Raw genomic sequence first — 22,814 nt, forward strand, 5'->3', positions numbered from 1 at the left:
CCGTGAACGCGCAAGATGCCCGGGAACTCCGATGGGGCGGCGATCGCATCGCCCTGTCGTTCCTCGTCGACCCCGGCGCCGCCGTGTCTCTCATCACGGTGGCCGACGCCGCGGGCGGCGCCGCCCGTCTCGAACCGACGGACCGCCGGGCGGACCCGCACCGCGATCAACCGCTCGTCGAGGTGTCGGCGCACGGACACGGCCGCTTCCCCGGCGGTTACCGGCACGTCGACACGGTGATCGGACGGCGGCTGCGCTACCTCGACCACCACGATCGCGAGGTCGACGGCGGCCGCGAGTTGCGCATCCGGCAGACCGACGCCGACACGAGCCTCGTCGCGACGAGCGTGTTCCGTGTCGCCGAGGGTGTACCGGCCGTGCGGGCCTGGACCGAGATCGAGTGCGACACTCCGCTCGTGCTCGACTTCGTCTCGAGCCTCGCGACCGGGGCCGTCTACGACGCGACCGGACGCGGCATCGACGGGCTCGACCTGCTGTCGGCCGCGAGCGACTGGGTGGCCGAGAGCCGCTGGGAGCGCCGGCCGCTGCGGCGCATCGGACTCGCGCGCATCGACCGAGAGTTGCAGCACCACCCGCCGCGCAGCCGATACGTGATCGGCTCGCGCGGGGCCTGGTCGACCGGTGAGGCGCTGCCGACGGGCGTGCTCCTGCCCACCGACGGCGACCGCGACGCGCTGTGCAGCGCGTGGCAGGTCGAGCACAACGGACCCTGGTTGTACGAACTGGGCGAGACGCGGTCCGGGGCGTACCTGCTGCTCGCGGGCCCGACCGACCAGGAGCATCAGTGGTCGCATCGACTGCTTCCGGGCGAGCCCTTCGTCTCCGTGCCCGTGTCGCTCGCGGTCGGCCGCGGCGGAGCCGACGGCGCGCTGGCCGCCCTCACCGCCCAGCGCCGCGCCATCCGCCGGCACCGGCCCGTCGACGACACCCTGCCGGTCGTGTTCAACGACTACATGAACACGCTCATGGGCGACCCCACGCGCGACAAGCTGCTGCCGCTCATCGACGCGGCCGCCGAGGCCGGTGCCGATGCGTTCTGCATCGACGCCGGGTGGTACGCCGAGGGCACCTGGTGGGACTCGGTCGGGGCGTGGGAGCCGGCGGCGAGCCGCTTCCCGCACGGCATCCGCGAAGTGATCGACCGCATCCGGGAGCACGGGATGGTCGCCGGGCTCTGGCTCGAGCCGGAGGTGGTCGGGGTGCGCTCGCCGCTCGCCCGTTCGCTGCCCGACTCCGCCTTCTTCTCGCGGGACGGCGTGCGCGTCGCGGAGCACGGCCGGCACCTGCTCGACCTGCGCGACCCGGCCGCACGCGCCCACGTCGACGCGGTCGTCGACCGCCTCGTGGGCGAGTACGGCATCGCGTTCATCAAGCTCGACCACAACACGATGCCCGGACCGGGATCCGACGCGCACGGCCTCTCGGCCGGCGCCGGGCTGCTCGGGCACTCCCGCGCGCTGCTCGACTGGATCGACGACGTGCAGGCGCGGCACCCGCAGCTGCTCATCGAGAACTGCTCGTCGGGCGCGATGCGGATGGACTACGCGATGCTCTCGCGGCTGCACCTCCAGTCGACCTCCGACCAGCAGGACCCGGTGATGTACGCGCCCATCGCGGCGGCCGCGCCGGCGTCGATCCTGCCGGAACAGGCGGGTCATTGGGCGTACCCGAACGAGCGGATGGACGACGAGCTGTTCACCCTCTCCCTCGTGAACGGCATGCTCGGCCGGATGTACCTGTCCGGCTACCTCAACCGCATGGCACCCGCACGTCGCGCCCTTGTCGCCGAGGCGGTGGCCGCGCACAAGGCGCTCCTGCCCGCCCTGACCCGCTCGACGGCGCTGTGGCCGCTGGGGCTGCCGGACTGGGAGGCGCCGTGGGTGGCGCTCGCCCTCGGGGCCGACGACGCGGTGCACCTCTCGGTGTGGCGCCGGCCCGGGGCGGAGCCCGAGGTGGCGCTGCCGTTCCCGACGCTGCGCGGCCGCGGACTCGCCGTGGAGCCGTACTTCCCGGCCCAGCCGAACGGCTGGCAGTGGCGATGGGACCCCGACGCGGGTGTGCTCACCGTCCACACGACGGTCGAGGCCCCGAGCGCGCGCGTACTGCGGCTGCGCGAGGCCTGAACGGCGGTCGCCCGGCGACCGCCGCTCACGCCGCGGCGGTGGCCGTCGTCGTCGAGCCCGCCTGCACCCATTCGCCGCGGTGATGGTCGTAGCAGACGGAGTTGTCGAGGGCCGAGCGGTCGAAGGTCGTCTCCGACGACACGACCTTGCCCGGGCGTTCCGGGTCGGGAGCGGCGAGGGCGAGCAGCTTCGTGTAGTCGTGGTGGGGGTCGAGGATGACCGCGTCGGCCGGTCCACGCTCGACGACGCGTCCCCGGTAGAGCACGAGGATCTCGTCGGAGAAGTGCCGCGCCGTGGCGAGGTCGTGGGTGATGTAGAGCACGGCGAGGTTGTCCTCGCGCTGCAGCCGTCCCATGAGGTTGAGCACCCCGAGGCGGATCGACACGTCGAGCATCGACACCGGTTCGTCGGCGATGAGCACTTGCGCGCCGGGGGCGAGCGCCCGCGCGATGGCCACGCGCTGGCGCTGCCCGCCCGACAACTCGTGCGGGCGCCGGGCGGCGAACTCCCCGGCGGGCGTGAGGTTCACCCGCTCGAGCATCTCGAGCACGCGCTGGTTCGTCTCCCGGGCGCCGCGCGTGCGCTGGTGCAGCAGTAGCGGCCGCGCGATGTGGTGCTCGATGGAGTGGAAGGGGTTCAACGAGGCGAAGGGATCCTGGAAGACCATCTGCACGTGCCGGCGGTAGAGGGAACCCATCACCGGCGTGCGGTCGTCGAGTCGCACGTCGATGTGCCCCGACGAGGGCTTCTCGAGCTTCGCCAGCATCCGCGCGATCGTCGACTTGCCCGACCCGGACTCCCCCACCAGTGCGACCGTGCGCCCGGGCAGCAGGTCGAACGAGACGCGGTCGACGGCCCGGAACGGCGTCCGCCGCAGGCCCTTCCGCAGGCTGAAGTCCTTGGTCAGGTCACGCACCTCGACGCTCGTCATCGCGCCTCCTCCTCGTCGACGCCCGAGCGGATGAATGCCCCGCGTGCGCCGCTCAGGCTGGGGAAGGACCCCAGCAGCTTCTTCGTGTAGTCGTGCGTCGGCGCGCGGTAGATCTGGTCGCTCGGAGCGAGCTCGACGATCTCACCCGCGAGCATGACCGCGATGCGGTCGCTGATCTCGAGCAGCAGTGGCAGGTCGTGCGTGATGAAGATCACGGCGAACGACAGCTCGTCCTTGAGCCGCACGATCTCGCGCAGGATGTCGCGCTGCACGACGACGTCGAGCGCGGTCGTCGGCTCGTCCATCACCATGAGCTGCGGCTCGAGCAGCATCGCCATCGCGATCATGACGCGCTGGCGCATCCCGCCCGAGAGCTCGTGGGGATACGACCGCATCCGCGCCGGGTCGACTCCGACGCGACGCAGCACATCCTCCGACCGCTGCCGGCGCTCGGCCCGGGACATGCCGGGGCGGTGGGTGCGCAGGGTGTCGTCGAGCTGGGCCTTCACCGTGGTCACCGGGTTGAGCGCGTTCATCGCCCCCTGGAACACCATCGACAGCTTGTCCCAGCGGAACCGGCGCAGCTCGTCGTTCTCGAGCGCGAGCACGTCGATGTCGTCACCCGAGCGGTCGTGGAACGTGATCGATCCCTCGGCGATGCGCGCCGGCGGGCGGTGGAGGCGGTTGATCGCGTAGGCGAGCGTCGTCTTCCCGCACCCCGACTCGCCCGCGAGCCCCAGGATCTCTCCGGGTGCGAGGGTGAGCGACGCGTTCTTGACGGCCGTGACGGGTCGCTCGACCTCGTAGACGACGGAGAGGTTCTCGACGGTGAGTACCGCCGGGCGTCGGCTGCCTCCGCCGCGGGTGTCGGAGACGGGAGGGGTGGTGAGGGTCGTCATCGCACGGCCTTCCTGCGCTCGAGGCGGAGTGCCTGGCGGGCACGCTTGCGGTGCAGGCGCACGTTCTTGAGCTTGGGGTTGATGATCTCGTCGATCGAGAAGTTGATGAGCGACAGGCCCATGCCGAACAAGGCGATGATGAGCCCGGGAGGACCGAACCACCACCACGCCCCGAGCGGCAGCGCGAAACCGTTCTGGGCGTAGAAGAGCATCGTGCCGAGGGTCGACGAGTTCGACGCGCCGAGGCCGATGAACGACAACCCGGCCTCGCCGAGGATCGCCGCGATGACCGCGAACACGAACTGCGACGCGAGCACCGGCAGCAGGTTCGGCAGGATCTCGACGGTGATCACGCGCCACGGCTTCTCGCCGGCGACCCGCGCCGCCGCGACGTAGTCGCGATTGCGGATCGACAGCGTCTGCGCCCGCAGCACGCGAGCGGACGCGGCCCATCCCGTGACGGCCAGCACGACCGCGATCGTCCAGAGTCCGCGCGACTCGCGGGGCACGAAACCGGAGATCACGATCACGAGCGGCAAGCCCGGGATGACGAGGAACACGTTCGACAGCAGCGAGAACGCCTCGTCGGCGAAGCCGCCGAGGTACGCGCCGAGGATGCCGAACACGGCCGACAGCGCCGTGGCGAGCACGCCGACGATGAGTCCGATGATGAGCGAGCCGCGGGTGGCGTGGGCGAGTTGGGCGAGCACGTCCTGCCCGGTCTGGGTGGTTCCGAGCGGATGCTCCCCGGTCGGCCCGGTGAGCCCCGCGTCGCGGATGGCGTTCGGGTCACCCACGAGGAACGGCCCGATGATGCCGAACAGCGCGATCGCGCCGACGATGATGAGTCCGAGCGCGAGCCACGGCGTCATGGTGGGCACGAGGAGGCGCCACGAGGAGCGCGGGGGCGTGCCGCCGCGGCGAGCGTTCTCGGCCGCGAGCACGTCGGCGTCGTCGGCGGCGGTCGGCTGGGTGGTGGGGCTGACGTTGGTCATGGTGTCTCCCGCCTAGCTGCGCGCACGGGTGCGCGGGTCGATGAGGCCGTAGAGCAGGTCGACGATGAGGTTCGCGCCGAGCACCGCCAGGGTGATGAACAGGAACAACCCCTGCATGAGCGCGTAGTCGTTGTTGGTGACCGCGGTGAGCATCTTCGATCCGATACCGGGGTACGAGAACACCTGCTCGGTGATGATCGATCCCGACACCACGAACCCGAGCGAGATCGCGAATCCGGCCACGCTCGGCAGCACCGCGTTGCGGGCGGCATAGGCGCGCAGGATGCGTGCGTTCGAGAGCCCCTTCGCCTGCGCCGTCAGGATGTAGTCCTCCGACAGCGTCGAGACCATCATGTTGCGCATCCCGAGCAGCCAGCCGCCGACCGAGGCGAGCACGATCGTGAGCGCGGGCAGGAAGCCGTACTGGATGGTCGAGGAGATGAACTCGGGGCTGAACGCCGGGTCGAGCACCACGTCGTAGCCGCCCTGCGAGGGGAACAGCTTCATCGTCGTCGCGAAGACGTAGACGAGGATGAGCGCGAGCCAGAAGTACGGCACCGCGGCGAGCAGGGTGGTCGAGGGCACGAGGGAGTCGACCCACGTTCCGGGCTTCCAGCCCACGAAGGCCCCGAGCGCGACGCCGAGTACCGCGGCGATGATCGTCGCGATGCCGACGAGGGCGATCGTCCAGGGCAGCGAGGTCGCGATGACCTCGGACACCGGCGCCGGGAAGTAGCTCACCGAGAGTCCGAGGTCACCGCGGAACACGTTGACCAGGTAGTTGCCGTACTGAGACAGCAGCGGTTCCGAGGAGTCGCCGCCCAGGAGGAGCTCGTAGGCCTTCCGGGTCTCGGAGGTCACCACGCCGCCGCGCTGTTGCAGCTTGGCGAGCAGGATGTCGACCGGATTGCCGGGCAGCATGCGCGGGATCAGGAAGTTGAGGGTCAGTGCGGCCCACAGTGCCACGAGGTAGAACCCCAGCTTGCGTACGAAGTAGTTCACGTCGTCCGATCCCCCACCGTCTCGAGCTCCTCCATCACGTTCCCGCCCCTCAGTCGCTCTTCGGGGTGAGCCGCTTGTAGATCTCGGCGTTGTCGGGCGACGCCCACACGGCCGGGAATGCGTAGAGGTCGTCGAGCGTCGGCCACCCCTCGAACTTCTGGGCGTTGAACTCGCTCGTGGTGCCCCCGGTCATGATCGGGATGTACGGCATGTTCTCGACGATGGCCGCCTGGATGATGTCGAACTGCGTCTGGCGCGCGGCGTCGTCGTCGGGGTTCGTCGCGGCCAGTGCCTCGACGGCCGCGTCGACCGCCGGGTCGCTGAACCGGGCGATGTTCATCGGCGCGGACTCTCCGACGGCGGCGGTGTTCTTCGTCGTGAAGTAGTTGTTGTACAGGTAGAAGGGGTCGGCCGCCGCGCCCTGACCGAGCGAGTCGATCGCGAGCTGGAAGTTGCCGCGACCCTTCTTGTCGGTCCACTCGTTCCAGGATGACTGGGCGGCGCTGACCTCGATGCCGGCCGCCTTCAGCTGCTGCGCGAGGGTGTCGATCGCGGTGATGTAGTCCGTCCATCCGGTGACGACCTCGACGGTGAGCGACAGCGGCTGCCCGTCCTTCTCGTAGATGCCCTCGGAGTTCTTCGCCCATCCGGCTCCCTCGAGGATCTCCGCGGCCTTGTCGGGGTCGGCCTTCATGGGCGCGACCGGCTCGGCCACCTGGTCGGAGATGGCGTCGGCCTGCGAGGTGGTGAGGGCGAAGGTCGGCGACACCTCGCTCGCGGTGTTCTGGAAGGCGAGCGAGTTCATCTGGTCGCGGTCCATCGCGTAGTAGATCGCGTGGCGCACGGCCGGGTCGGTCTGCGGACCGGTGCAGCCGAGCTCGACGCTCGAGCAGGTGTGCAGCACCATCTGATTGAGCGGCACGGTGATCGCCTCGTAGCCGGGGTAGTTCTTCGACACGTTGGCGATGTCGGGCACGGGACCGGTCTGCCAGTCGATCGTGCCCGCGGCGAGCGCGTCCGCTCCGGCCGTGTTGCCCGAGAGCGAGACGTAGCGGAGCGCCTTCACGGCCGGCTCGCCGTCCCAGTAGTCGGGGTTCGCCTTGAGGGTGTAGGCCTGCGGCTTGAAGTTGTCGAGGGTGAACGGGCCGGTCCCGACCGGCTCCGAGATGACGTCGGTGGTCGGGTCGATCTCCGACCAGATGTGCTCGGGCACGATCGGCGTGCGGCTCAGTACGGAGGGGCCGGTGGTGAACGCCGAGTGGTCCCACGTGAAGGTGACGTGCGTCTCGTCGGTCGCGGTGATCGTGCCGTCGAATCCGCCGGTGTTGATCGACGGGGTGTCGAGGATCATCTGGAAGGTGAAGACGACGTCGTCGGCCGTGAACGGCTCGCCGTCCGACCAGGTGACGTCCTCGCGCAGGGTGACGTCGAGCTGCGTGCCGTCTTCGTTCCAGGTGTACTCGGTGCCGAGCAGCGGCACGGGCTCTTCGGCGTTGATGTTCGTGATGAAGAACAGGCCTTCGAAGATCGTGCCGATGCCGCCGATCTGCGACGGCGAATAGGGGTTGAAGTTGATCTGGTAGTCGCCGGACTGGCCGGTGTAGGCGACCAGAGTGTCGGCGGAGGTGGAGCCGCCGCTCGAGCCGGCCGCGCAGCCGGCGAGGGCGGTGACCGCGGCGAGCGCTGCCGCCGCGACCGAGAGACGCCGCCGCGTGGAACGGCGGCGGGTGTTCGCTGTGAGGATCATCGTTGGTCCTTTCTGGGCCCGCCTCCTCGGGGGAGGGCGGCGGGACGGGAGAGGCGACGACGGAGGACGTCGTCGTCGACGCCCATTCTTACGCTGCTAAATTTAGTAGGTCAAGTAGTTGGCGAAACACGTCGTCATGACCCCATCGGGGACAACGATCCCAGGTCGCTCGGACGGCGACGACGGAGCCGGACGCCGGCGGGCCCGGCGCCGGGACGGGTCAGGCGGGCGGTGCGGTCGTGCCGCGCTCGACGACGACCGCGCTCGGCGCGTGCACGACGGTGCCGCGCTCCCCGCGGATCGCGTCGACGAGCCCGCGCGCCGCGGCGGCGCCGACGGTGCGCACATCCCGCTGCATGACCGACAGCGGCGGATCGCTCAACTGGCACAGCACGGAGTCGTCCCAGGCGAGCAGCGACAGGTCGTGCGGCACGCGGAGGCCGTCGGCCTTCGCCGCCTCGAGTCCGGCGGTCGCGGTGAGGGCGTTGTCGTAGATGATCGCCGTGGGTGCGAATCCGGCGAGCAGCGCGCGGGTTCCGTCGGCGCCCGACGCGACGCTGTAGTCGCCTTCGATGCTCTCGCCCGTGACGCCGTACCTCGCGACCGCCGCGTCGAACGCGGTGGAGCGCGCGATCGTGTGCAGCAGCCCACCGGGACCGGCGACACGGCCGATCCGTCGGTGACCGAGACCGACGAGGAACGCGACCGCATCCTCGACCGCTCGCGCGTTGTCGACGTCGACGCTCGGCAGAGGCCACGACGGGTCGCCGCCCAGCAGGATCGCGGGCAGCTCGAGCTCGCTCAACAGAGCCACGCGCGGGTCGTCCTCGACGAAGTCGGCCACGACGACGCCGGCCACCTCGCGGGTGCGGGACCAGCGTCGGTAGTCGACCGTCTCCTCCGCCGGGTCGTCGATGACACGCAACAGCACGGCGCCGTCGAGCGGCAGGAGCACGTCCTCCATGCCGAGCACGAGGTCGGTGTAGAACGGCTCGACTCCCCCGGCTCCGGGGGTGCGACGGGCCACGACAGCGACGACGAGGTCGCCGCGGTGCGATGATTCGTCGTGAGCGGTCGGGTGCGGCACTCTGGCAGTATCGCGCACAGGACGCACGGTCCGGGTGCCGGGCCGGCACGCGGCACGGGATGGACCCGCGCGGAAGGACGACGGATGGCGCAGGGCAGAGCGACCCTCACGGGCGCGACCAGCCGCGGGATCGTGCTCGACCTCATCCGCTCCCGGGGCCCCATCAGCCGGGTGCAACTCGCGACCGCGACGGGCTTCACCCAGGCGACCATCTCGCACGTGGTCCGCAGTCTCGCGAGCGACGGCCTCGTGGTGGAATCCGGCGAACGCGAATACACAGGCGGTAAGCCGCGCGTGATGCTCACGCTCGCCCCGCGCGCCCGTTTCGCGGTCGGCGTGCAGCTCGGCGCCGACTCCACCACCTACGTCGTGACCGATCTGACGGGCACCGTCGTCGGCCGGTTGCGCACCCGAGGCGTCCGCACCGGGGAGCCCGCGGAGAGCATCCTCGCCATCGCCGCCCGCATCGACCGCCTGCTCGCCGCTCTCGACGTGGATCCTTCGCTCGTGCTCGGCATCGGGGTGGCCACGCCCGGTCCGCTCGATGTGGAACGCGGGTGCATCCTGCGGTCGCCGACGATGCCCGCCTGGGTGGGATTCCCGTTGCGCGAGCGGCTCGCCGCGGCGACGGGCTTGAGCGTCTCGCTCGACAACGATGCGACGGCCGCCGGCGTCGGCGAGTTCTGGGGAGGCGACGGCGCATCCTCGGTGGCGCACTGCACCGTCTTCATGGGCGCCGGCATCGGCGCCGGCATCATCGTGGGCGGCTCGGTGTACCGCGGCTCGAGCTCGAACGCCGGCGAGATCGGACAGTTGCGCGCCCTGCGGTCGGAACCGGGCGCCACGATCGAGAGTGTCGCCGCACCCGCGGCGGTCGCCGCCGCCGCCCGCCGCGCGATCGCCGCCGGCCGCGCCACCTCGATGGTGCTCGGCGAAGGCGACGCCTTCGCGGACTTCGACGTCGTCGCGGCGAGCGCCACCCGTGGCGATCCGCTGGCGCTCGAACTGATCGCCGAGTCCGCGGAGCACATCGGCGACGCGGTGGTGACCCTCGCGGACATCCTCGACCTCGACTCGGTCGTGCTCGCCGGACCGTCGTTCTCGATCGCCGGTCCCCTGTACCTCCGGGCCGTGCAGCGCCGGGTCGATGCGGAGTTCTTCGCGCGGGAGCTGCACGGGGTGCGGGTGCAGCTCTCGCATCACGTCGTGGACGCCGCGGCCGTCGGAGCGGCGACGCTCGTGCTGCAGCAACAGCTGTCCCCGCGCCGTTTCGGCATCGGCGCGTTCGCCGCCGCTCCCTGAGTTCGACGGGGTCGGCGTCGGCATCCATGGACGCCGGCGCGAACGCTCGCTAGCGTCGATCGGATGGACGACGACGCCTTCCTCGCCTCCGTGGCCGCGAGCCTCGCCGGCCTCGACGGGGTGCGCGCGGTCGCGCTCGGCGGGCCTCGTGCACAGGGCACCGCGCGGCCCGACAGCGACTGGGACTTCGCGGTGTACGACCGCGGCTCCTTCGATCCGCAGCAGCTCCGCGACCTCGGGTGGCCGGGCGAGGTGTCGGAGATCGGCGGCTGGGGCGGCGGGGTCTTCAACGGCGGGGCGTGGCTCACGATCGGCGACCGGAGTGTCGACGTGCACTACCGCGACCTCGCGACGGTCGAGCACGAGATCGCGCAGGCGGAGGCCGGGCGCGTGCACATCGAGCCGCTCCTGTTCCATCTGGCGGGCATCCCGACCTACCTGCTGCTCGCCGAACTGGCGGTGAACCGCGTGCTGCACGGAGAACTGCCCCGTCCCGGGTATCCGGAGGCGCTCCGCCGCGCCGCGCCGCGGGAGTGGTGGGGCCGCGCCGACGCGCTCTTCGGCTACGCCCGGGCGGGGTTCGCTGCACACGGCCGACTCGCCCAGACGCTCGGCATGACCGCCCAGGCGACCACGTGCGCGGCTCACGCGGTGATGGCCGCCCACGGCGAGTGGGTGACCAACGAGAAGACGCTGCTCGAGCGCGCGGGCCTGCGCGACGCCGTGGACGAACGGATGCGCGACACGGCCGACCCGGTCGCGCTCGTCGACGACATCCGCTCGCTCTGCGCCGCCGCGGTCGAAGCGAGCTGATGACGGCGGTTTCCCGTCAGTAGACGCCCTTTCGGCGCGCCCGTAAGGGCATCTACTGACGGAAAACGGAGCTACGGATGGCCCGGGACGGCTCAGTCGCGCGCGGCGAGCTTGGCGCGTTCTTCTTCCTCGATGCGCGTGTAGGCGGCGCGCTCGCTGCGGTCGGCGCGGAGGATGGAGCGCATCGCGAGCCAGAAGATGCCGCCGATGAGGATGGTCGGGGTCACCGAGAAGAGCGCGTTGGCCCAGAAGTCGTCAGGCACCCCGCGAGTGTACCTTCCCGCCCTGAGCGTCGTCACGCCCCGGTGGACAGCGGGCCGGGGCGTGACGCTCAGCCTGGTGTGCGGAGAAGCGCGGGATCAGCCCTTGGCGATCATGCCGAACAGACCGGACAGCACGAGCCACAGGCCGGCGCCGCCGACCACCACCCAGAGCACGATGCGGGTCGTCGACGGCTTGTTGGGGTCGCGGTCCTCGGGTCCGAAGTTGGTCATCTCAGCCTCACTTCACCAGCGGGAACAGGATGGTCTCGCGGATGCCGAGACCGGTGATCGCCATGAGCAGCCGGTCGATGCCCATGCCCATGCCGCCCGACGGGGGCATGCCGTGCTCGAGCGCACGCAGGAACTCCTCGTCGAGACGCATCGCTTCGACGTCGCCGCGCGCGCCCTGCTTGGCCTGCTCGACGAAGCGCTCGCGCTGGATGACCGGATCGACGAGTTCCGAGTAGCCGGTCGCGAGTTCGAACCCGCGCACGTACAGGTCCCACTTCTCGACCACGCCGGCCTTCGAGCGGTGCTCCCGCACGAGCGGTGAGGTGTCGACGGGGAAGTCCATCACGAAGGTCGGACGCTCGAGGCGCGCCTTCACGAAGTGCTCCCACAGCTCCTCGACGAGCTTGCCGTGAGTGGCGAGCTTGACCTCGACCCCCACCTTCTCGGCGAGCGCCTCGAGCTCGGCGACACCGGACTCCGGGGTGATCTCCACGCCGGCGGCCTCGGAGAGCGACTCGTACATCGGCAGCCGCTCCCACTCGCCGCCGAGGTCGAACTCGGTGCCGTCGGCCCAGGTGACGGTGGTCGACCCGGCGACGGCGACGGCCGCGTTCTGGATGAGCTCTTGCGTGAGGTCGGCGATCTGGTTGTAGTCGCCGTACGCCTGGTACGCCTCGAGCATCGCGAATTCGGGGCTGTGCGTGGAGTCGGCACCCTCGTTGCGGAAGTTGCGGTTGATCTCGAACACGCGGTCGAGCCCGCCGACGACGGCCCGCTTGAGGAACAGCTCGGGCGCGATCCGCAGGTACAGCTCGGTGTCGAACGCGTTCGAGTGCGTCACGAACGGACGCGCCGCCGCGCCCCCGTGGATGGTCTGCAGCATCGGGGTCTCGACCTCGAGGTACCCGTGGCTCGCGAAGGTGGCGCGCAGGCTCGCGTTCGCGGCGGCCCGGGCGCGCACGACGTGGCGTGCCTGCTCGCGCGAGATGAGGTCGAGGTAACGCTGGCGCACCCGCGTCTCCTCGCTCAACTCGGTGTGCAGGTTCGGCAGGGGCAGGATCGCCTTCGCCGCGATCCGCCACTCGTCGGCCATCACGCTCAACTCGCCGCGGCGGCTCGAGATGACTTCGCCGGCGATGAAGAGGTGGTCGCCGAGGTCGACGAGCTCCTTCCACCGGTCGAGCGACTCCTCGCCGACCTCGGCGAGCGAGATCATGGCCTGGATGCGCGAGCCGTCACCGGCCTGCAGCGCGGCGAAGCACAGCTTGCCGGTGTTGCGCAGGTGCACGACCCGCCCGGCGAGCGCGACACGCTCCCCCGTCTTCGCATCCGGCTCGAGGTCACCGAAGCGGGCACGGACGGCACCGATGGTGTCGGTGATCGGCAACGAGACCGGGTACGCGTCGACACCCTCGCTCAGCATCCGCTCGCGCTTGGCGAGCCGGACCGCCTTCTGCTCCGAGATCTCGGTCTCGGTCAGTTCGGTCGGGGGCGTGGGGGACTCGCTCACGGCAGCTCTCCGCTAGAAGGGTGGGGCCCGGGTGGGACCGTCCCATGCTAGCCAGTGGCGGGATGCGCTCCGGGCGTCAGCCGAGCACGATCGGTTCGTTGTCGATCAGTCGCGTGCCGCCGACCCGCGCGGCGACGAGCACGAGGGCCGCCCCGCGCGCGTCGTCGTCGACGGGCAGGAAGGTGCGCTGGTCGACGACGGCGAGGTAGTCGACGTCGACGAGCTCTTCGCCCATGAGGCTGCCCTGGGCCGCGGCGAGCACGGCGTCGACCCCGCGGTCCGCGGACGACGCCGCCGCCTCGAGCGCGCGGGAGAGCGCGAGTGCGGCGCGACGCTCCTCGTCGGAGAGGTAGCGGTTGCGGCTCGACAGGGCGAGGCCGTCGGCCTCACGCACGGTGTCGACCGTCTCGACGTGCACCGGCAGGTTCAGGTCGGTGACCATGCGCCGCACGAGGAACACCTGCTGCGCATCCTTACGCCCGAAGAGCACGTGACGCGGTTGCACGATGTTGAGCAGCTTCGCCACGACGGTGAGCACGCCGTCGAAGTGCCCGGGCCGTGAGCGGCCCTCGAAGAGGCCGCCGACCTGACCGGCGACGACGCGCGTGTCGACCGCGCCCGTCGGGTACATCTCGTCGACGGTCGGAGCGAACACGTACTCGACCTCGCGGGCGGCGAGCGCCTCGAGGTCCGCCTCGAGCGTGCGGGGGTACCGGTCGAGGTCCTCGGACGGGCCGAACTGCAGCGGGTTCACGAAGATCGACACGACGACCTCCGGCGCGAGCTCGCGCGCCCGGTCCACGAGGGCCAGGTGCCCGGCGTGCAGGGCGCCCATCGTGGGCACGAGGGCCACGTCGCGACCCGCGATCGCGGAGCGCAGTTCGGCGATGGTGGTGAAGACGGCGGGGGTCACGAAGCACTTCCCGGCCCGCCGACCGTCGGGAGCCGTGTCGATGCTACTGCGGGGCGCTGCGCGGACGTCTCAGCCCGCGGCTTCGACGACCGGCTCCGGATTCCAGCGGTGTGCCCATTGGGTGAGCGGCTGCAGCGACTCGAGCAGCTCGGCGCCGCTCTCGGTGAGTCCGTAGCGCACCTGCACGGGGGTCGTCGGGATGATGGTGCGCTCGACGAGGCCGTCGGCCGCGAGCGTCTTGAGTCGCACGGCGAGCATGCGGTCGGAGATGCCGGCGACGTTGGCCCGCACGTCCGAGAAGCGGGTCGCACCGCGGGCGAGAGCGAGCAGGATCGCGCCGCTCCAGCGCTGCCCGACGAGGTCGACGGCGGAGAGGAAGTGACGGCACTGCTCGTCATCGATCTGCTGATACGCGGGAATCACTTACCTAGAGTAAGTGACTTCCCTGACGTTTGCCAAGGGGTGCGCGTCGCCCGAGGCTGGATGCATGCCCGACTACGGCCATCCGCTTCGCTTCGGAACCTTCATCACGCCCGCCGCCGCCCGCCCCGAGAACGTCGTCGCGCTCGCCCGGCACACCGAGCGGGTCGGCCTCGATCTCGTCACCTTCCAGGACCACCCGTACCAGCCGTCGTTCCTCGACACCCTCACCCTGCTCACCTGGGTCGCGGCGCAGACGGAGCGCGTGCACGTCTCCGCGAACGTGCACAGCCTGCCGCTGCGACCGCCCGCGGTGCTCGCCAAGGCGGCCGCGAGCGTCGACCTGCTCTCGGGCGGACGCTTCGAGCTCGGCCTCGGCGCCGGCGCCTTCTGGGACGCCATCGAGGGCATGGGCGCGCAGCGGCTCACCACCGGGCAGGCGGTGACCGCACTGTCGGAGGCGATCGACGTCATCCGGGCGTTGTGGGCGACGGATGAGCGGACACCGTTGCGCATGGAGGGCACCTACTACCGGTTGCGCGGCGCCAAGCGCGGGCCGGCGCCGTCGACGCGCATCCCGATCGCGCTCGGCGCGTACAAGCCGCGGATGCTGCGGCTGGTCGGCGAGAAGGCGGACGGCTGGCTGCCCTCGCAGGCGTACCTCGGCGAGGGCGGGCTGCAGGCGGGCAACGCCGCGATCGACGCCGCCGCCGAGGACGCCGGTCGCGATCCGCGCGAGGTGCGACGGATGCTGAACATCGCGCCCCCGGGCGGGGACGTCGACTCGTGGGTGGCCGAGCTGGTGCGCATGGCGGTGGACGACGGGGTCGGCACGTTCATCCTCGCCGCCGACGATCCGCGCACCATCCAGCTGTTCGGCGAGGAGGTCGCTCCGGCCGTGCGCGAGGCCGTCGCCGCGGAACGCCGCGAGCTCGGAACGACGACCGGGACGGTTCGCCCCCGCGCCGTGCTCGCGAAGCGCCGTGAGGGTATCGACTACGACGACGTGCCCGCCGATGTCGAGGCGATCGAGCCCGGCGATCCGAGCTTCGGATCGGTGCGCTCCAACTACCTGCGCGGCGGGAACCCCGGCCTCGTGCTGCGCCCGGCCGACGTCGACGGCGTCGCCCGCTCGCTCGCCTTCGCGCGACGACAGCCGGTGCCGCTCGGCATCCGCTCGGGCGGTCATGGCGTCTCCGGTCGCTCGACCAACGACGGCGGCATCGTGCTCGATCTGGGCCGTCTCGACGGCATCGAGGTGCTCGACGAGGCGACCCGCCGCATCCGGGTGGGCGCCGGCGCCCGGTGGGGCGACGTGGCCGCGGCGCTCGACGACTACGGGTGGGCCCTGAGTTCGGGCGACTACGGCGGCGTCGGCGTGGGCGGCCTCGCCACCACCGGCGGCATCGGCTGGCTCGCCCGCGAGCACGGGCTCACGATCGACCACCTCCGCGCGGTCGAGGTCGTGCTCGCCGACGGCCGCATCGTGCGCGCCTCGCCCACCGAGGAGCCCGAGCTGTTCTGGGGGATGCGCGGTGCCGGCGGCAACTTCGGCATCGCGACCGCCTTCGAGTTCGAGGTCGACGAGGTCGGTGCGGTCGGCTGGGTGCAGCTCGCCCATGACGCCACCGACCTGGCGCGCTTCCTGCAGGCCTGGAGCGCGATCGTGGAGTCGTCGCCGCGCGACCTGACGGCCAACCTCATCGTCGGCCGTTCGAGCGGTCGGATCATCGCTCAGACGATGGCCCTCGTCGACTCCGCCGAGGCCGATGTCATCCTCGCCCGGGTTCAACCCCTCGCCGACATCGCGCCGCTTCTCGACTCATCCGCCCAGCTCACCTCGTACGCCGCCGTCATGGGCAATGCCTCCGGCGAACCGCACCAGGGCCGTGGCGAGCCGGTCGCGCGCTCGGTGCTCGTGGAGGCGATCACGCCGCAGGTCGCCGAGGTGGTGCAGCGCCTCGTCGAGTCGGGCGACTCGCACTTCTTCCAGGTGCGCTCCGTCGGCGGGGCGGTGTCGGACGTCGCCCCGGACGCGACGGCGTACGGGCAGCGCGGCGCGAGCTTCTCCCTCGTGGCGATGGGCTCGGACGACACCCGCCTCGACCGGCACTGGACCCGGATGCGCGAACTCGGCTCCGGCCTGTACCTCTCGTTCGAGACGTCGCAGGATCCGGCGCTGCTCGAGCAGGCGTTCGGCGCGGAGAACCTCGTGCGGCTGCGCGAGCTCAAACGGCGCTACGACCCGGAGAACGTGTTCGGCGGCAACTTCCCGATCCCACCCGCACTCGAGGCGTGACCCGCTTGTTAGTACGATGAAAGTCGTAGTACGGTTCTCGTCGTACTAACGACCTGGGAGCGACCGTGCGCACGTTCGAGCATCCGCACGTCGACGATCTGACGATCGGCGCCGTGCTGGCCGCGCTCGCCGATCCGTATCGGCGGCAGGTGGTGCGACAGCTGGCCGACGAGGCCGATGAGCTCACCTGCAGTCAATTCGACCTCGCGGTGGGCAAGTCGACGCGAACCCATCACTTCCGGGTGCTGCGTGAGGCAGGCATCATCCGGCAGCACTACGAGGGCACGACGATCCACAACGCGTTGCGCGCCGACGACGTGGGATCCCGGTTCCCTGGCCTGCTCGACTCGGTCATCGAGGCCGAACGCGCCGCGCTCGCCTCGACCCGCTGAGCGTCGGTACAACGCCCATCCGCGCCGGTCCCTGACGCGACGCCCCACGAAGGAAGATCCCTGATGCACGTGCTCCTCACCGGCTCGACCGGCTACATCGGTTCCGCCGTCCTCCGCGCGCTCCGGAGCGCCGGACACACCGTCACCGCGCTCGTCCGCAGCGACGAGGCGGCCGGCCGCGTGCGCGGAGCGGGCGCCGAGCCCGTCGTCGGCGACATGCGCGACGCGGACCTGGTGCGGCGTCTCGCCTCCGGGGTCGACGGCGCCATCCACGCCGCCGCCACGGGCGACGAGCAGAGCGCCGACGCCGACCGCGCGTTGACCGAGGCCGTCATCGCTGGCCTCGGCGAGCGCGGAGCTCCGTTCGTGCGCACCGGCGGCATCTGGGCGCACGGCAGCGGCGAGGCGATCACCGAGCAGACCCCGCGGAACGCTCCCGGCATCGTCGCCTGGCGGGAGGCCATCGACGTCGCGGCGCTCGCCGCGCCGGGCATCCGCTCGGTGCTCATCGAGCCCGGCATCGTCTACGGGCACGGGCAGGGCATCCCCAACGTGGTGACCCGCGCCGAGGTGACCGCGGACGCGGAGCCCGCGCTCGTGCTGCTCGGCGACGGCTCGCAGCACTGGGCCACGGTGCACGTCGACGACCTCGCCACCCTGTACCTGCTCGCCCTCGAGAACGCTCCGCACGGCTCCACCTACCTCGGAGTGAACGGACACAACCCCACCGTGCGCGAGATGGGCGAGGCCGCCAGCCGGGTCCGTGGCCTCGGCGGACGCGTCGTTCCCGAGCCCGCGTCGGCGACCGTCGAGCGGCTCGGCGCCTTCGGCGAGGCCCTCCTGCTCGACCAGCAGGCCACCGGCACGGCCGCACGCACCGACCTCGGTTGGACTCCGACGCGCCCGACGCTGCTCGACGAGATCGAGGCCGGCCACTACACCGACTGAGGGCGGCGCACCCCGCTCACGAGGTGAACTGCTCCGACCCGAGCACTCGCAGCAGCGCGAGCTTCTCGGCGGCCTCCGTGCGCGGAGCCGCGGTGAGCACGAGCAGGCACTGGGACTGGTCCTCCGTGAACAGCGCCTGACAGTCGAGCTCGATCTCCCCCACCTCCGGGTGCAGCAGGATCTTGTGGTCCTCGAACCGCTGCGCCACCTCGTGCCGGTCCCACAGCTCGGCGAACTCGGGACTGCGCGCGAGCAGCGCGCGCACGAGCTCGCCGGCCCGTGATCCGGCGCCGGTGACCCCGTAGGCGAGCCGCAGCCCCGCCACGTGGGCGCGACTCTGCCGCGCGTGATCCGCGACCGGGTAGACGTCGCGCTCCGCCGCATCCGTGAACCAGCGGTAGACGCCCGACCGCGCGAGTCCGGTGTGGCGGGTGTGGTCGCCGAAGATCGCGGCGGCGAGCCGGTTCTGCACGAGCGTCTCGGCGAGGTTCGAAAGCACGAGGGCCGGGGTGTCGTCGAGCCGGTCGAGCACCCGCTGCAGCGCCGGGGCGACGTGGGTGTCGACGGGCGTGCGGTGGGGCGGATGGTGTCCGCTGATCCGGTAGAGATGGTCGCGTTCGTCGGCGGTCAACCGCAGGGCCCGCGCGAGCGCGGACAGCATCTGCGCCGACGGCTGAGGACCGCGGCCCTGCTCGAGTCGCGTGTAGTAGTCGGCGGACATCCCGGTGAGCTCGGCGACCTCCTCGCGGCGCAGCCCGGGCACGCGGCGGCGGGCTCCCTCGCGCAGGCCCACGTCTTCGGGGCGGAGTTCCTCGCGACGGTGGCGGAGGAAGTCGGCGAGCTGCTGGCGGTCCATGAGGCCATGATCCTCCCGCGCCGCGGCGGGAGGGAGGGATCGGGAGTCCCCCGACAACGGCTCCTCTCGTGCCGCCGCCGGTGCCGGCGGAGGGTGGATCCGATCGAACGAAAGGGATCAGCCATGGACCTCTCCGGCAACACCGTCTTCATCCCCGGCGCCACCTCCGGGATCGGCCTCGCGCTCGCCGTGCGGCTCCAGCAGGAGGGCAACACGGTCGTCATCGGCGGCCGCCGCGCCGACCTGCTCGAGCGGCTCGCGGCGGAGCACGGACTCGACACGGTCGTGATCGACACGACCGACCCGGCGTCGGTACTCGCCGCCCGCGACGCCGTGCTCGCGCGTCACCCCGAACTGAACGTGCTCATCGCGATGGCGGGCATCATGGTCGTCGAGGACGTGACGAAGGCCGGCTTCCTCGAGGCGGCCGAACGCGTCGTGAACACGAACGTGCTCGGACCGCTGCGGCTCATCGACGCGTTCGACGAGCAGCTCCAGTCGCGCCCGGCGGCCGCCATCGTGACGGTCTCCTCGGGGCTCGCCCACACCCCGCTGCGGCTCACGCCGACCTACAACGGCTCGAAGGCGTTCATCCACCTCTTCAGCGAGAGCATCCGGATGCAGTTCGCCGGCACGTCGGTGCAGGTGATCGAACTCGTGCCGCCTGCCGTGCAGACCGAGCTGCTGCCCGGCGGTTCGCAGGAGGAGTCGTACCTGCCGCTCGACGAGTACATCGACGAGACCGTATCCCTCCTCGCGTCCCAGCCGGACGCGACCGAGATCCTCGTCGAGCGGGTCAAGCCGCTCCGCTTCTCCGAGGTGAACGGCGCGTACGAGCAGACGGTCGCGTTCCTCAACGCGCACTGACGCAGGCGGGCCGTTCGCTCCTCGCCGGGCTCTCGCGGCCTCGCGCTACAGAAACGCGGGCGCGCTACAGGTATTCGTGGCGCGCAGACGCTTTTCTGTAGCGCGACGCGGGAACGGCACGGCGTCGCACGGCTTGCGCTACACCAATGCTGTGCGCGCTACAGGTATTCGTGGCGCGCAGGATGCACTTCTGTAGCGCAACGCTCGCCCGGCTCGGGACCGGGAGGACGCGGGACCGTGCGGACGCGGGGGGCGGGCGCTCGCGCGGCGCGCGCTCCGGGCTAATCCTCGGGCGGGAGGAGTTCCGGCGCGGCGCCACCGAGGGCGTTCTCGACGGCCGAGCGCACGAGCGGGCCGAGCACGCGTCCCGGATCGGGGATGCCGAGCTCGTCGAGGATGCCGACCGTCTGGGCCACGATCGCGGTCGAGAACGTGCTCGCGGTCGACACCGCCTCCGCCCACGCGGCACGGTCCTCCTCGGCGACGATCACCGGTTCCGCGCCCATCTCGACGACGAGCGCCTGTCCGATCGGCTGAACGGGCGTCGGCGCGGTGACGGCACAGTAGGCGCCACGCAGTCGGACGAGGTCGATGCTCGTGCCGGTGAACGCCATCGCCGGATTGACGGCGAGAGGGATCGCCCCGGCGGCCCGGGCGGGGGCGAGCACCGACGTGCCGACTCCCGGCGCCGTGTGCAGCACGAGCTGCCCCGGCTGCCATGTGCCGGTCGCCGCGAGTCCCTCGACGAGTGCGGCGAGCTCGGACTCGGGCACGGCGAGCAGCACGAGCTCGCTGCGCCGCACCACCTCCGGCACGGTGAGCACCGGCACGCCGGGCAGCATCGCCTCGGCGCGGTCGCGGCTCTCCTGCGACACGGCGGAGATGCCGACGATCGCGTGGCCCGCGCCGCCGAGCGCGGCCCCGAGCACGGGGCCCACCCGACCGGCGCCGATGATGCCGACGCCGAGGCGTCCGGAACGTTCGGTCACACCGTCTCCTGCGAGCGCCACCGGTGCGAGGTGTCGGAGCTCGCCGACTCGACCGCCGAGCGGGCGACGTCGTCGAAGAAGCGCTCAGCGCTGCCGCGGTCGACGGCTCCGAGTCGGGCCGAGATGGGGCCGGCGACCGTGTGCACGTGCACCGTCGCGAGATCGAGCGAACGCAGCAGCGGGCCCTGCGTCATGGCGACGCTCTGCATCCGGGGTGAGGGCACGACGACCAGCTCGCGCCAGATCGCGCCCCGGCGCAGCACCACCGCATCCGGGATCAGCGCATAGCCGTTGCGGCGCCAGCTGAACCAGCGCAGCACCGCGGCGCGCTTGGGCGAGTTGACGAACCCGTCGGACTCGCCGCCCTTCGACACGAGACCCTCGCGCAGCATGTCGGTCTCGATGCCGGGCAGCAGCAGCGCGATCACCCGCATGACGTCGTCGACATCGCCGACCGGCAGGATGATCGACCGCGCCTGGTTCTCGCTCTGCCCTCCGGAGGAGTTGTACGAGGTGGACCGCGACGCACGGTTGACCTTCACCTCCCACCAGCCCGCCGGACGCCACAGCAGCGACTGCGAGATCGACACGGAGTGGATGCGTCCGGGCGGCAGCGTCTCATTGGTCGTCGAGAGCAGGCCGTAGCCGACGCGCACACCGTCGCGGGTGAGCGCGATCGAGTAGCGCAGCGAGCGCAGGAGCCGGTTGACGAGGTATCCGCCCATCCCGAGGGCGGCCGGAACGAACGCGAACACCGGCCAGAACTCGCCCAGGAGGAACGGCAGCGCGATCGCCGCCGCGACGAACAGCAGGAAGAAGATGAGCACCTCGCTGAGCAGCAGCGAGCCGATCAGCCGGCCGAGGTGCAGTTTCACCACGGACTCGGGCGGTGCCTCGTCGGGGTCGAGCTCGGGTGCCAGGAACTCGTTGACCCGGCGCTCGATGATGTTGCCCTCGGCGTCGCGACGTTCCCGCGCCTCGACCTGCTGCGTGCCCGAGGCGAGTCGCAGGATCTCGCGACGCAGGTCGTCCGTCTGCCCGCTCGCGAGGTAGGTGAGCTGCACGTTGGCGTCCTGACCCGCTTGCGACACCTCGAGCTTCGCGGCGCCGAAGATGCGGGCGAACAGCGGACGCGCGATGTTGATGCCCTGGATGCGATCGAGCCGCGCCTTGCGGTTGGTGCGGAACAGGATGCCGCTGCGCACCTCGACGACCTCGTGCGTGATGCGGAAGGTGTGGAAGCGCCACGACAGGTAGAACGCGAGCAGACACACGATGAGCACGCCGGCGACGGCGAGCAGCGCGATGCCGATGAGGTCTTCGCGCAGGATCAGATCGAACGGGTCCCCGCCGTACTCCCCGCCGGGCACCTCGAAGAAGATCTCGATGAGCCGCTCGCGCAGGTTGGCGATCACGACACCGAGGATGGCGAGGAAGGTGATGCCACCCTTCAGCAGCGGCGTGGCCGGGTGCAGCCGGTGCCACTCGCCGTCCGCGAGGCCGGTCGCCTCGACGGGCGGAGCGGGCGTCGGCTCCTGCAGCGGCGCTCCGGGTGCCGGGTGCTCTGCGGGAACGGGCGGAGTGCCGTCGGATGCGGCGGGCGGGGTCGCTTCGACAGGCTCAGCGACCGGAATGCGGTCTGCGGCGGGCGGGGTCGCTTCGACGGGCTCAGCGGCCGTGTCGCGGGGGTGGTGCTCGTCGTTCACAGTCCCGCCCGACGGGATTCGGCGAGCTCCACCAGCCGGTCGCGCAGCTCCTCGGCCTCGCCCTCGGGGAGTCCGGGGATGACGACGTTCGACATCGCCGCGGCCGTGACGAACTTGAGTTCGGAGAGCCCGACGGCGCGCGCGATCGGTCCGCGGTTGATGTCGATGAGCTGCATCCGCCCGTAGGGGACCGCGACGATGCGGCGGAACATGATGCCGCGACGGAACAGCAGGTCGTCCTCGCGCAGCTGGTACCCGATGGACCGCACGCGCCGCGGGGTGAAGGCGACGATGAGCAGCCCGATGACGCCGACGACCGTGGGCAGCACCCACGCCCACTCCCAGTCGCTCACGAAGAACGGGATGGCGCTGGCGCCCGCGATCACGATCATCGTGATGAGGGTGCCGATCAGATCGACCACGACGTATTTGGGAGAGACCCGGCGCCACTCCACGTCGGTCAACTCGATGGCGTTCATGGACCCCTCCGGATGGGGCTC

The 22,814-nt window shown here is 71.2% G+C and carries 22 protein-coding genes; 7 read left to right on the forward strand and 15 right to left on the reverse strand.

Features of this window, described 5'->3' with window-relative positions; translation table 11 throughout:
• Window positions 1-2 precede the first annotated feature (2 nt).
• Complete coding sequence (locus tag CLV46_RS14755) at window positions 3-2,144, forward strand: glycoside hydrolase family 36 protein (RefSeq protein ID WP_170028596.1); 2,142 nt, start codon at window positions 3-5, stop codon at window positions 2,142-2,144.
• A 25-nt stretch (window positions 2,145-2,169) separates the two neighbouring features.
• On the opposite strand, the gene CLV46_RS14760 is transcribed toward CLV46_RS14755, so the two are convergent.
• From CLV46_RS14760 to CLV46_RS14785, 6 genes are all read right to left on the reverse strand, one after another.
• Window positions 2,170-3,075 carry an ABC transporter ATP-binding protein gene (locus tag CLV46_RS14760; RefSeq protein ID WP_100365480.1) on the reverse strand — a complete coding sequence of 302 codons (906 nt, stop codon included), beginning with the start codon at window positions 3,073-3,075 and terminating at the stop codon, window positions 2,170-2,172.
• The gene (locus CLV46_RS14765) at window positions 3,072-3,974 is read right to left on the reverse strand and encodes an ABC transporter ATP-binding protein (RefSeq protein WP_100365481.1); all 903 of its coding nucleotides are present in this window, start codon (window positions 3,972-3,974) and stop codon (window positions 3,072-3,074) included. The genes CLV46_RS14760 and CLV46_RS14765 overlap by 4 nt, the downstream gene beginning before the upstream one ends.
• Window positions 3,971-4,969: an ABC transporter permease gene (locus tag CLV46_RS14770; RefSeq protein ID WP_100365482.1), complete on the reverse strand. Its 999-nt coding sequence runs from the start codon at window positions 4,967-4,969 to the stop codon at window positions 3,971-3,973. The genes CLV46_RS14765 and CLV46_RS14770 overlap by 4 nt, the downstream gene beginning before the upstream one ends.
• 12 nt (window positions 4,970-4,981) lie before the next feature.
• Window positions 4,982-5,971, reverse strand: coding sequence for an ABC transporter permease (locus CLV46_RS14775; RefSeq protein WP_100365483.1), 990 nt, complete (start codon window positions 5,969-5,971; stop codon window positions 4,982-4,984).
• A gap of 49 nt (window positions 5,972-6,020) precedes the next feature.
• Window positions 6,021-7,718, reverse strand: a complete 1,698-nt coding sequence (locus CLV46_RS14780) for an ABC transporter substrate-binding protein (RefSeq protein ID WP_100365484.1) — start codon at window positions 7,716-7,718, stop codon at window positions 6,021-6,023.
• 220 nt (window positions 7,719-7,938) lie between these two features.
• The gene (locus CLV46_RS14785; RefSeq protein WP_100365485.1) at window positions 7,939-8,805 is read right to left on the reverse strand and encodes a LacI family DNA-binding transcriptional regulator; all 867 of its coding nucleotides are present in this window, start codon (window positions 8,803-8,805) and stop codon (window positions 7,939-7,941) included.
• An 84-nt stretch (window positions 8,806-8,889) separates the two neighbouring features.
• On the opposite strand from CLV46_RS14785, the gene CLV46_RS14790 reads away from it, so the two are divergent.
• Together CLV46_RS14790 and CLV46_RS14795 are read left to right on the forward strand one after the other, a co-directional pair.
• Complete coding sequence (locus CLV46_RS14790; RefSeq protein WP_100365486.1) at window positions 8,890-10,107, forward strand: ROK family transcriptional regulator; 1,218 nt, start codon at window positions 8,890-8,892, stop codon at window positions 10,105-10,107.
• A 63-nt stretch (window positions 10,108-10,170) separates the two neighbouring features.
• On the forward strand, window positions 10,171-10,920 hold the full coding sequence (locus CLV46_RS14795) for a nucleotidyltransferase domain-containing protein (protein ID WP_100365487.1): 750 nt from the start codon (window positions 10,171-10,173) through the stop codon (window positions 10,918-10,920).
• 92 nt (window positions 10,921-11,012) lie between these two features.
• On the opposite strand, the gene CLV46_RS16810 is transcribed toward CLV46_RS14795, so the two are convergent.
• From CLV46_RS16810 to CLV46_RS14810, 5 genes are all read right to left on the reverse strand, one after another.
• A complete protein-coding gene (locus CLV46_RS16810; RefSeq protein ID WP_170028598.1) occupies window positions 11,013-11,183 on the reverse strand; it encodes a hypothetical protein in 171 nt (56 codons plus the stop codon).
• Window positions 11,184-11,279: 96 nt separating this feature from the next.
• The gene (locus tag CLV46_RS17095) at window positions 11,280-11,414 is read right to left on the reverse strand and encodes a hypothetical protein (protein ID WP_281253579.1); all 135 of its coding nucleotides are present in this window, start codon (window positions 11,412-11,414) and stop codon (window positions 11,280-11,282) included.
• A gap of 7 nt (window positions 11,415-11,421) precedes the next feature.
• Window positions 11,422-12,924 carry a lysine--tRNA ligase gene (lysS, locus tag CLV46_RS14800; protein WP_100365488.1) on the reverse strand — a complete coding sequence of 501 codons (1,503 nt, stop codon included), beginning with the start codon at window positions 12,922-12,924 and terminating at the stop codon, window positions 11,422-11,424.
• Between the two features lie 76 nt (window positions 12,925-13,000).
• A complete protein-coding gene (panC, locus tag CLV46_RS14805) occupies window positions 13,001-13,837 on the reverse strand; it encodes a pantoate--beta-alanine ligase (RefSeq protein ID WP_100365489.1) in 837 nt (278 codons plus the stop codon).
• Window positions 13,838-13,906: 69 nt separating this feature from the next.
• Window positions 13,907-14,260: a winged helix-turn-helix transcriptional regulator gene (locus CLV46_RS14810; RefSeq protein WP_100365490.1), complete on the reverse strand. Its 354-nt coding sequence runs from the start codon at window positions 14,258-14,260 to the stop codon at window positions 13,907-13,909.
• A 64-nt stretch (window positions 14,261-14,324) separates the two neighbouring features.
• Between CLV46_RS14810 and CLV46_RS14815 the strand changes: the two genes are divergently transcribed.
• From CLV46_RS14815 to CLV46_RS14825, 3 genes are all read left to right on the forward strand, one after another.
• Complete coding sequence (locus CLV46_RS14815) at window positions 14,325-16,556, forward strand: LLM class flavin-dependent oxidoreductase (RefSeq protein ID WP_100365491.1); 2,232 nt, start codon at window positions 14,325-14,327, stop codon at window positions 16,554-16,556.
• A 65-nt stretch (window positions 16,557-16,621) separates the two neighbouring features.
• On the forward strand, window positions 16,622-16,948 hold the full coding sequence (locus CLV46_RS14820) for an ArsR/SmtB family transcription factor (protein ID WP_100365492.1): 327 nt from the start codon (window positions 16,622-16,624) through the stop codon (window positions 16,946-16,948).
• 63 nt (window positions 16,949-17,011) lie between these two features.
• On the forward strand, window positions 17,012-17,896 hold the full coding sequence (locus CLV46_RS14825) for an NAD-dependent epimerase/dehydratase family protein (RefSeq protein WP_100365493.1): 885 nt from the start codon (window positions 17,012-17,014) through the stop codon (window positions 17,894-17,896).
• A gap of 16 nt (window positions 17,897-17,912) precedes the next feature.
• On the opposite strand, the gene CLV46_RS14830 is transcribed toward CLV46_RS14825, so the two are convergent.
• Window positions 17,913-18,752 carry a helix-turn-helix transcriptional regulator gene (locus CLV46_RS14830; protein WP_100365494.1) on the reverse strand — a complete coding sequence of 280 codons (840 nt, stop codon included), beginning with the start codon at window positions 18,750-18,752 and terminating at the stop codon, window positions 17,913-17,915.
• A gap of 123 nt (window positions 18,753-18,875) precedes the next feature.
• On the opposite strand from CLV46_RS14830, the gene CLV46_RS14835 reads away from it, so the two are divergent.
• On the forward strand, window positions 18,876-19,619 hold the full coding sequence (locus CLV46_RS14835) for an SDR family oxidoreductase (protein WP_100365495.1): 744 nt from the start codon (window positions 18,876-18,878) through the stop codon (window positions 19,617-19,619).
• Between the two features lie 281 nt (window positions 19,620-19,900).
• On the opposite strand, the gene CLV46_RS14840 is transcribed toward CLV46_RS14835, so the two are convergent.
• Genes CLV46_RS14840 through CLV46_RS14850 form a run of 3 tightly spaced genes read right to left on the reverse strand, consistent with a single transcriptional unit; the run spans window position 19,901 to window position 22,793 of the window.
• On the reverse strand, window positions 19,901-20,608 hold the full coding sequence (locus CLV46_RS14840) for a Rossmann-like and DUF2520 domain-containing protein (protein WP_100365496.1): 708 nt from the start codon (window positions 20,606-20,608) through the stop codon (window positions 19,901-19,903).
• Window positions 20,605-22,314, reverse strand: a complete 1,710-nt coding sequence (locus tag CLV46_RS14845) for a PH domain-containing protein (RefSeq protein ID WP_245866908.1) — start codon at window positions 22,312-22,314, stop codon at window positions 20,605-20,607. Before CLV46_RS14845 ends, CLV46_RS14840 begins: the two co-directional genes overlap by 4 nt.
• Window positions 22,311-22,793, reverse strand: a complete 483-nt coding sequence (locus CLV46_RS14850; protein WP_100365497.1) for a PH domain-containing protein — start codon at window positions 22,791-22,793, stop codon at window positions 22,311-22,313. Before CLV46_RS14850 ends, CLV46_RS14845 begins: the two co-directional genes overlap by 4 nt.
• Window positions 22,794-22,814 lie beyond the last annotated feature (21 nt).

The sequence above is a fragment of the Diaminobutyricimonas aerilata genome, assembly GCF_002797715.1.
Lineage (GTDB): Bacteria > Actinomycetota > Actinomycetes > Actinomycetales > Microbacteriaceae > Diaminobutyricimonas > Diaminobutyricimonas aerilata.

Excerpts from the sequence above, each read along its gene's own strand:
- CLV46_RS14780 (WP_100365484.1), bottom strand. The coding sequence starts at position 7,718 with ATGATCCTCACAGCGAACACCCGCCGCCGTTCCACGCGGCGGCGTCTC.
- CLV46_RS14790 (WP_100365486.1), top strand. The coding sequence starts at position 8,890 with ATGGCGCAGGGCAGAGCGACCCTCACGGGCGCGACCAGCCGCGGGATC.
- CLV46_RS14850 (WP_100365497.1), bottom strand. The coding sequence starts at position 22,793 with ATGAACGCCATCGAGTTGACCGACGTGGAGTGGCGCCGGGTCTCTCCC.
- CLV46_RS14770 (WP_100365482.1), bottom strand. The coding sequence starts at position 4,969 with ATGACCAACGTCAGCCCCACCACCCAGCCGACCGCCGCCGACGACGCC.
- CLV46_RS14825 (WP_100365493.1), top strand. The coding sequence starts at position 17,012 with ATGCACGTGCTCCTCACCGGCTCGACCGGCTACATCGGTTCCGCCGTC.
- CLV46_RS14835 (WP_100365495.1), top strand. The coding sequence starts at position 18,876 with ATGGACCTCTCCGGCAACACCGTCTTCATCCCCGGCGCCACCTCCGGG.
- CLV46_RS14795 (WP_100365487.1), top strand. The coding sequence starts at position 10,171 with ATGGACGACGACGCCTTCCTCGCCTCCGTGGCCGCGAGCCTCGCCGGC.
- CLV46_RS14815 (WP_100365491.1), top strand. The coding sequence starts at position 14,325 with ATGCCCGACTACGGCCATCCGCTTCGCTTCGGAACCTTCATCACGCCC.
- CLV46_RS14830 (WP_100365494.1), bottom strand. The coding sequence starts at position 18,752 with ATGGACCGCCAGCAGCTCGCCGACTTCCTCCGCCACCGTCGCGAGGAA.
- CLV46_RS14760 (WP_100365480.1), bottom strand. The coding sequence starts at position 3,075 with ATGACGAGCGTCGAGGTGCGTGACCTGACCAAGGACTTCAGCCTGCGG.
- CLV46_RS17095 (WP_281253579.1), bottom strand. The coding sequence starts at position 11,414 with ATGACCAACTTCGGACCCGAGGACCGCGACCCCAACAAGCCGTCGACG.
- CLV46_RS14765 (WP_100365481.1), bottom strand. The coding sequence starts at position 3,974 with ATGACGACCCTCACCACCCCTCCCGTCTCCGACACCCGCGGCGGAGGC.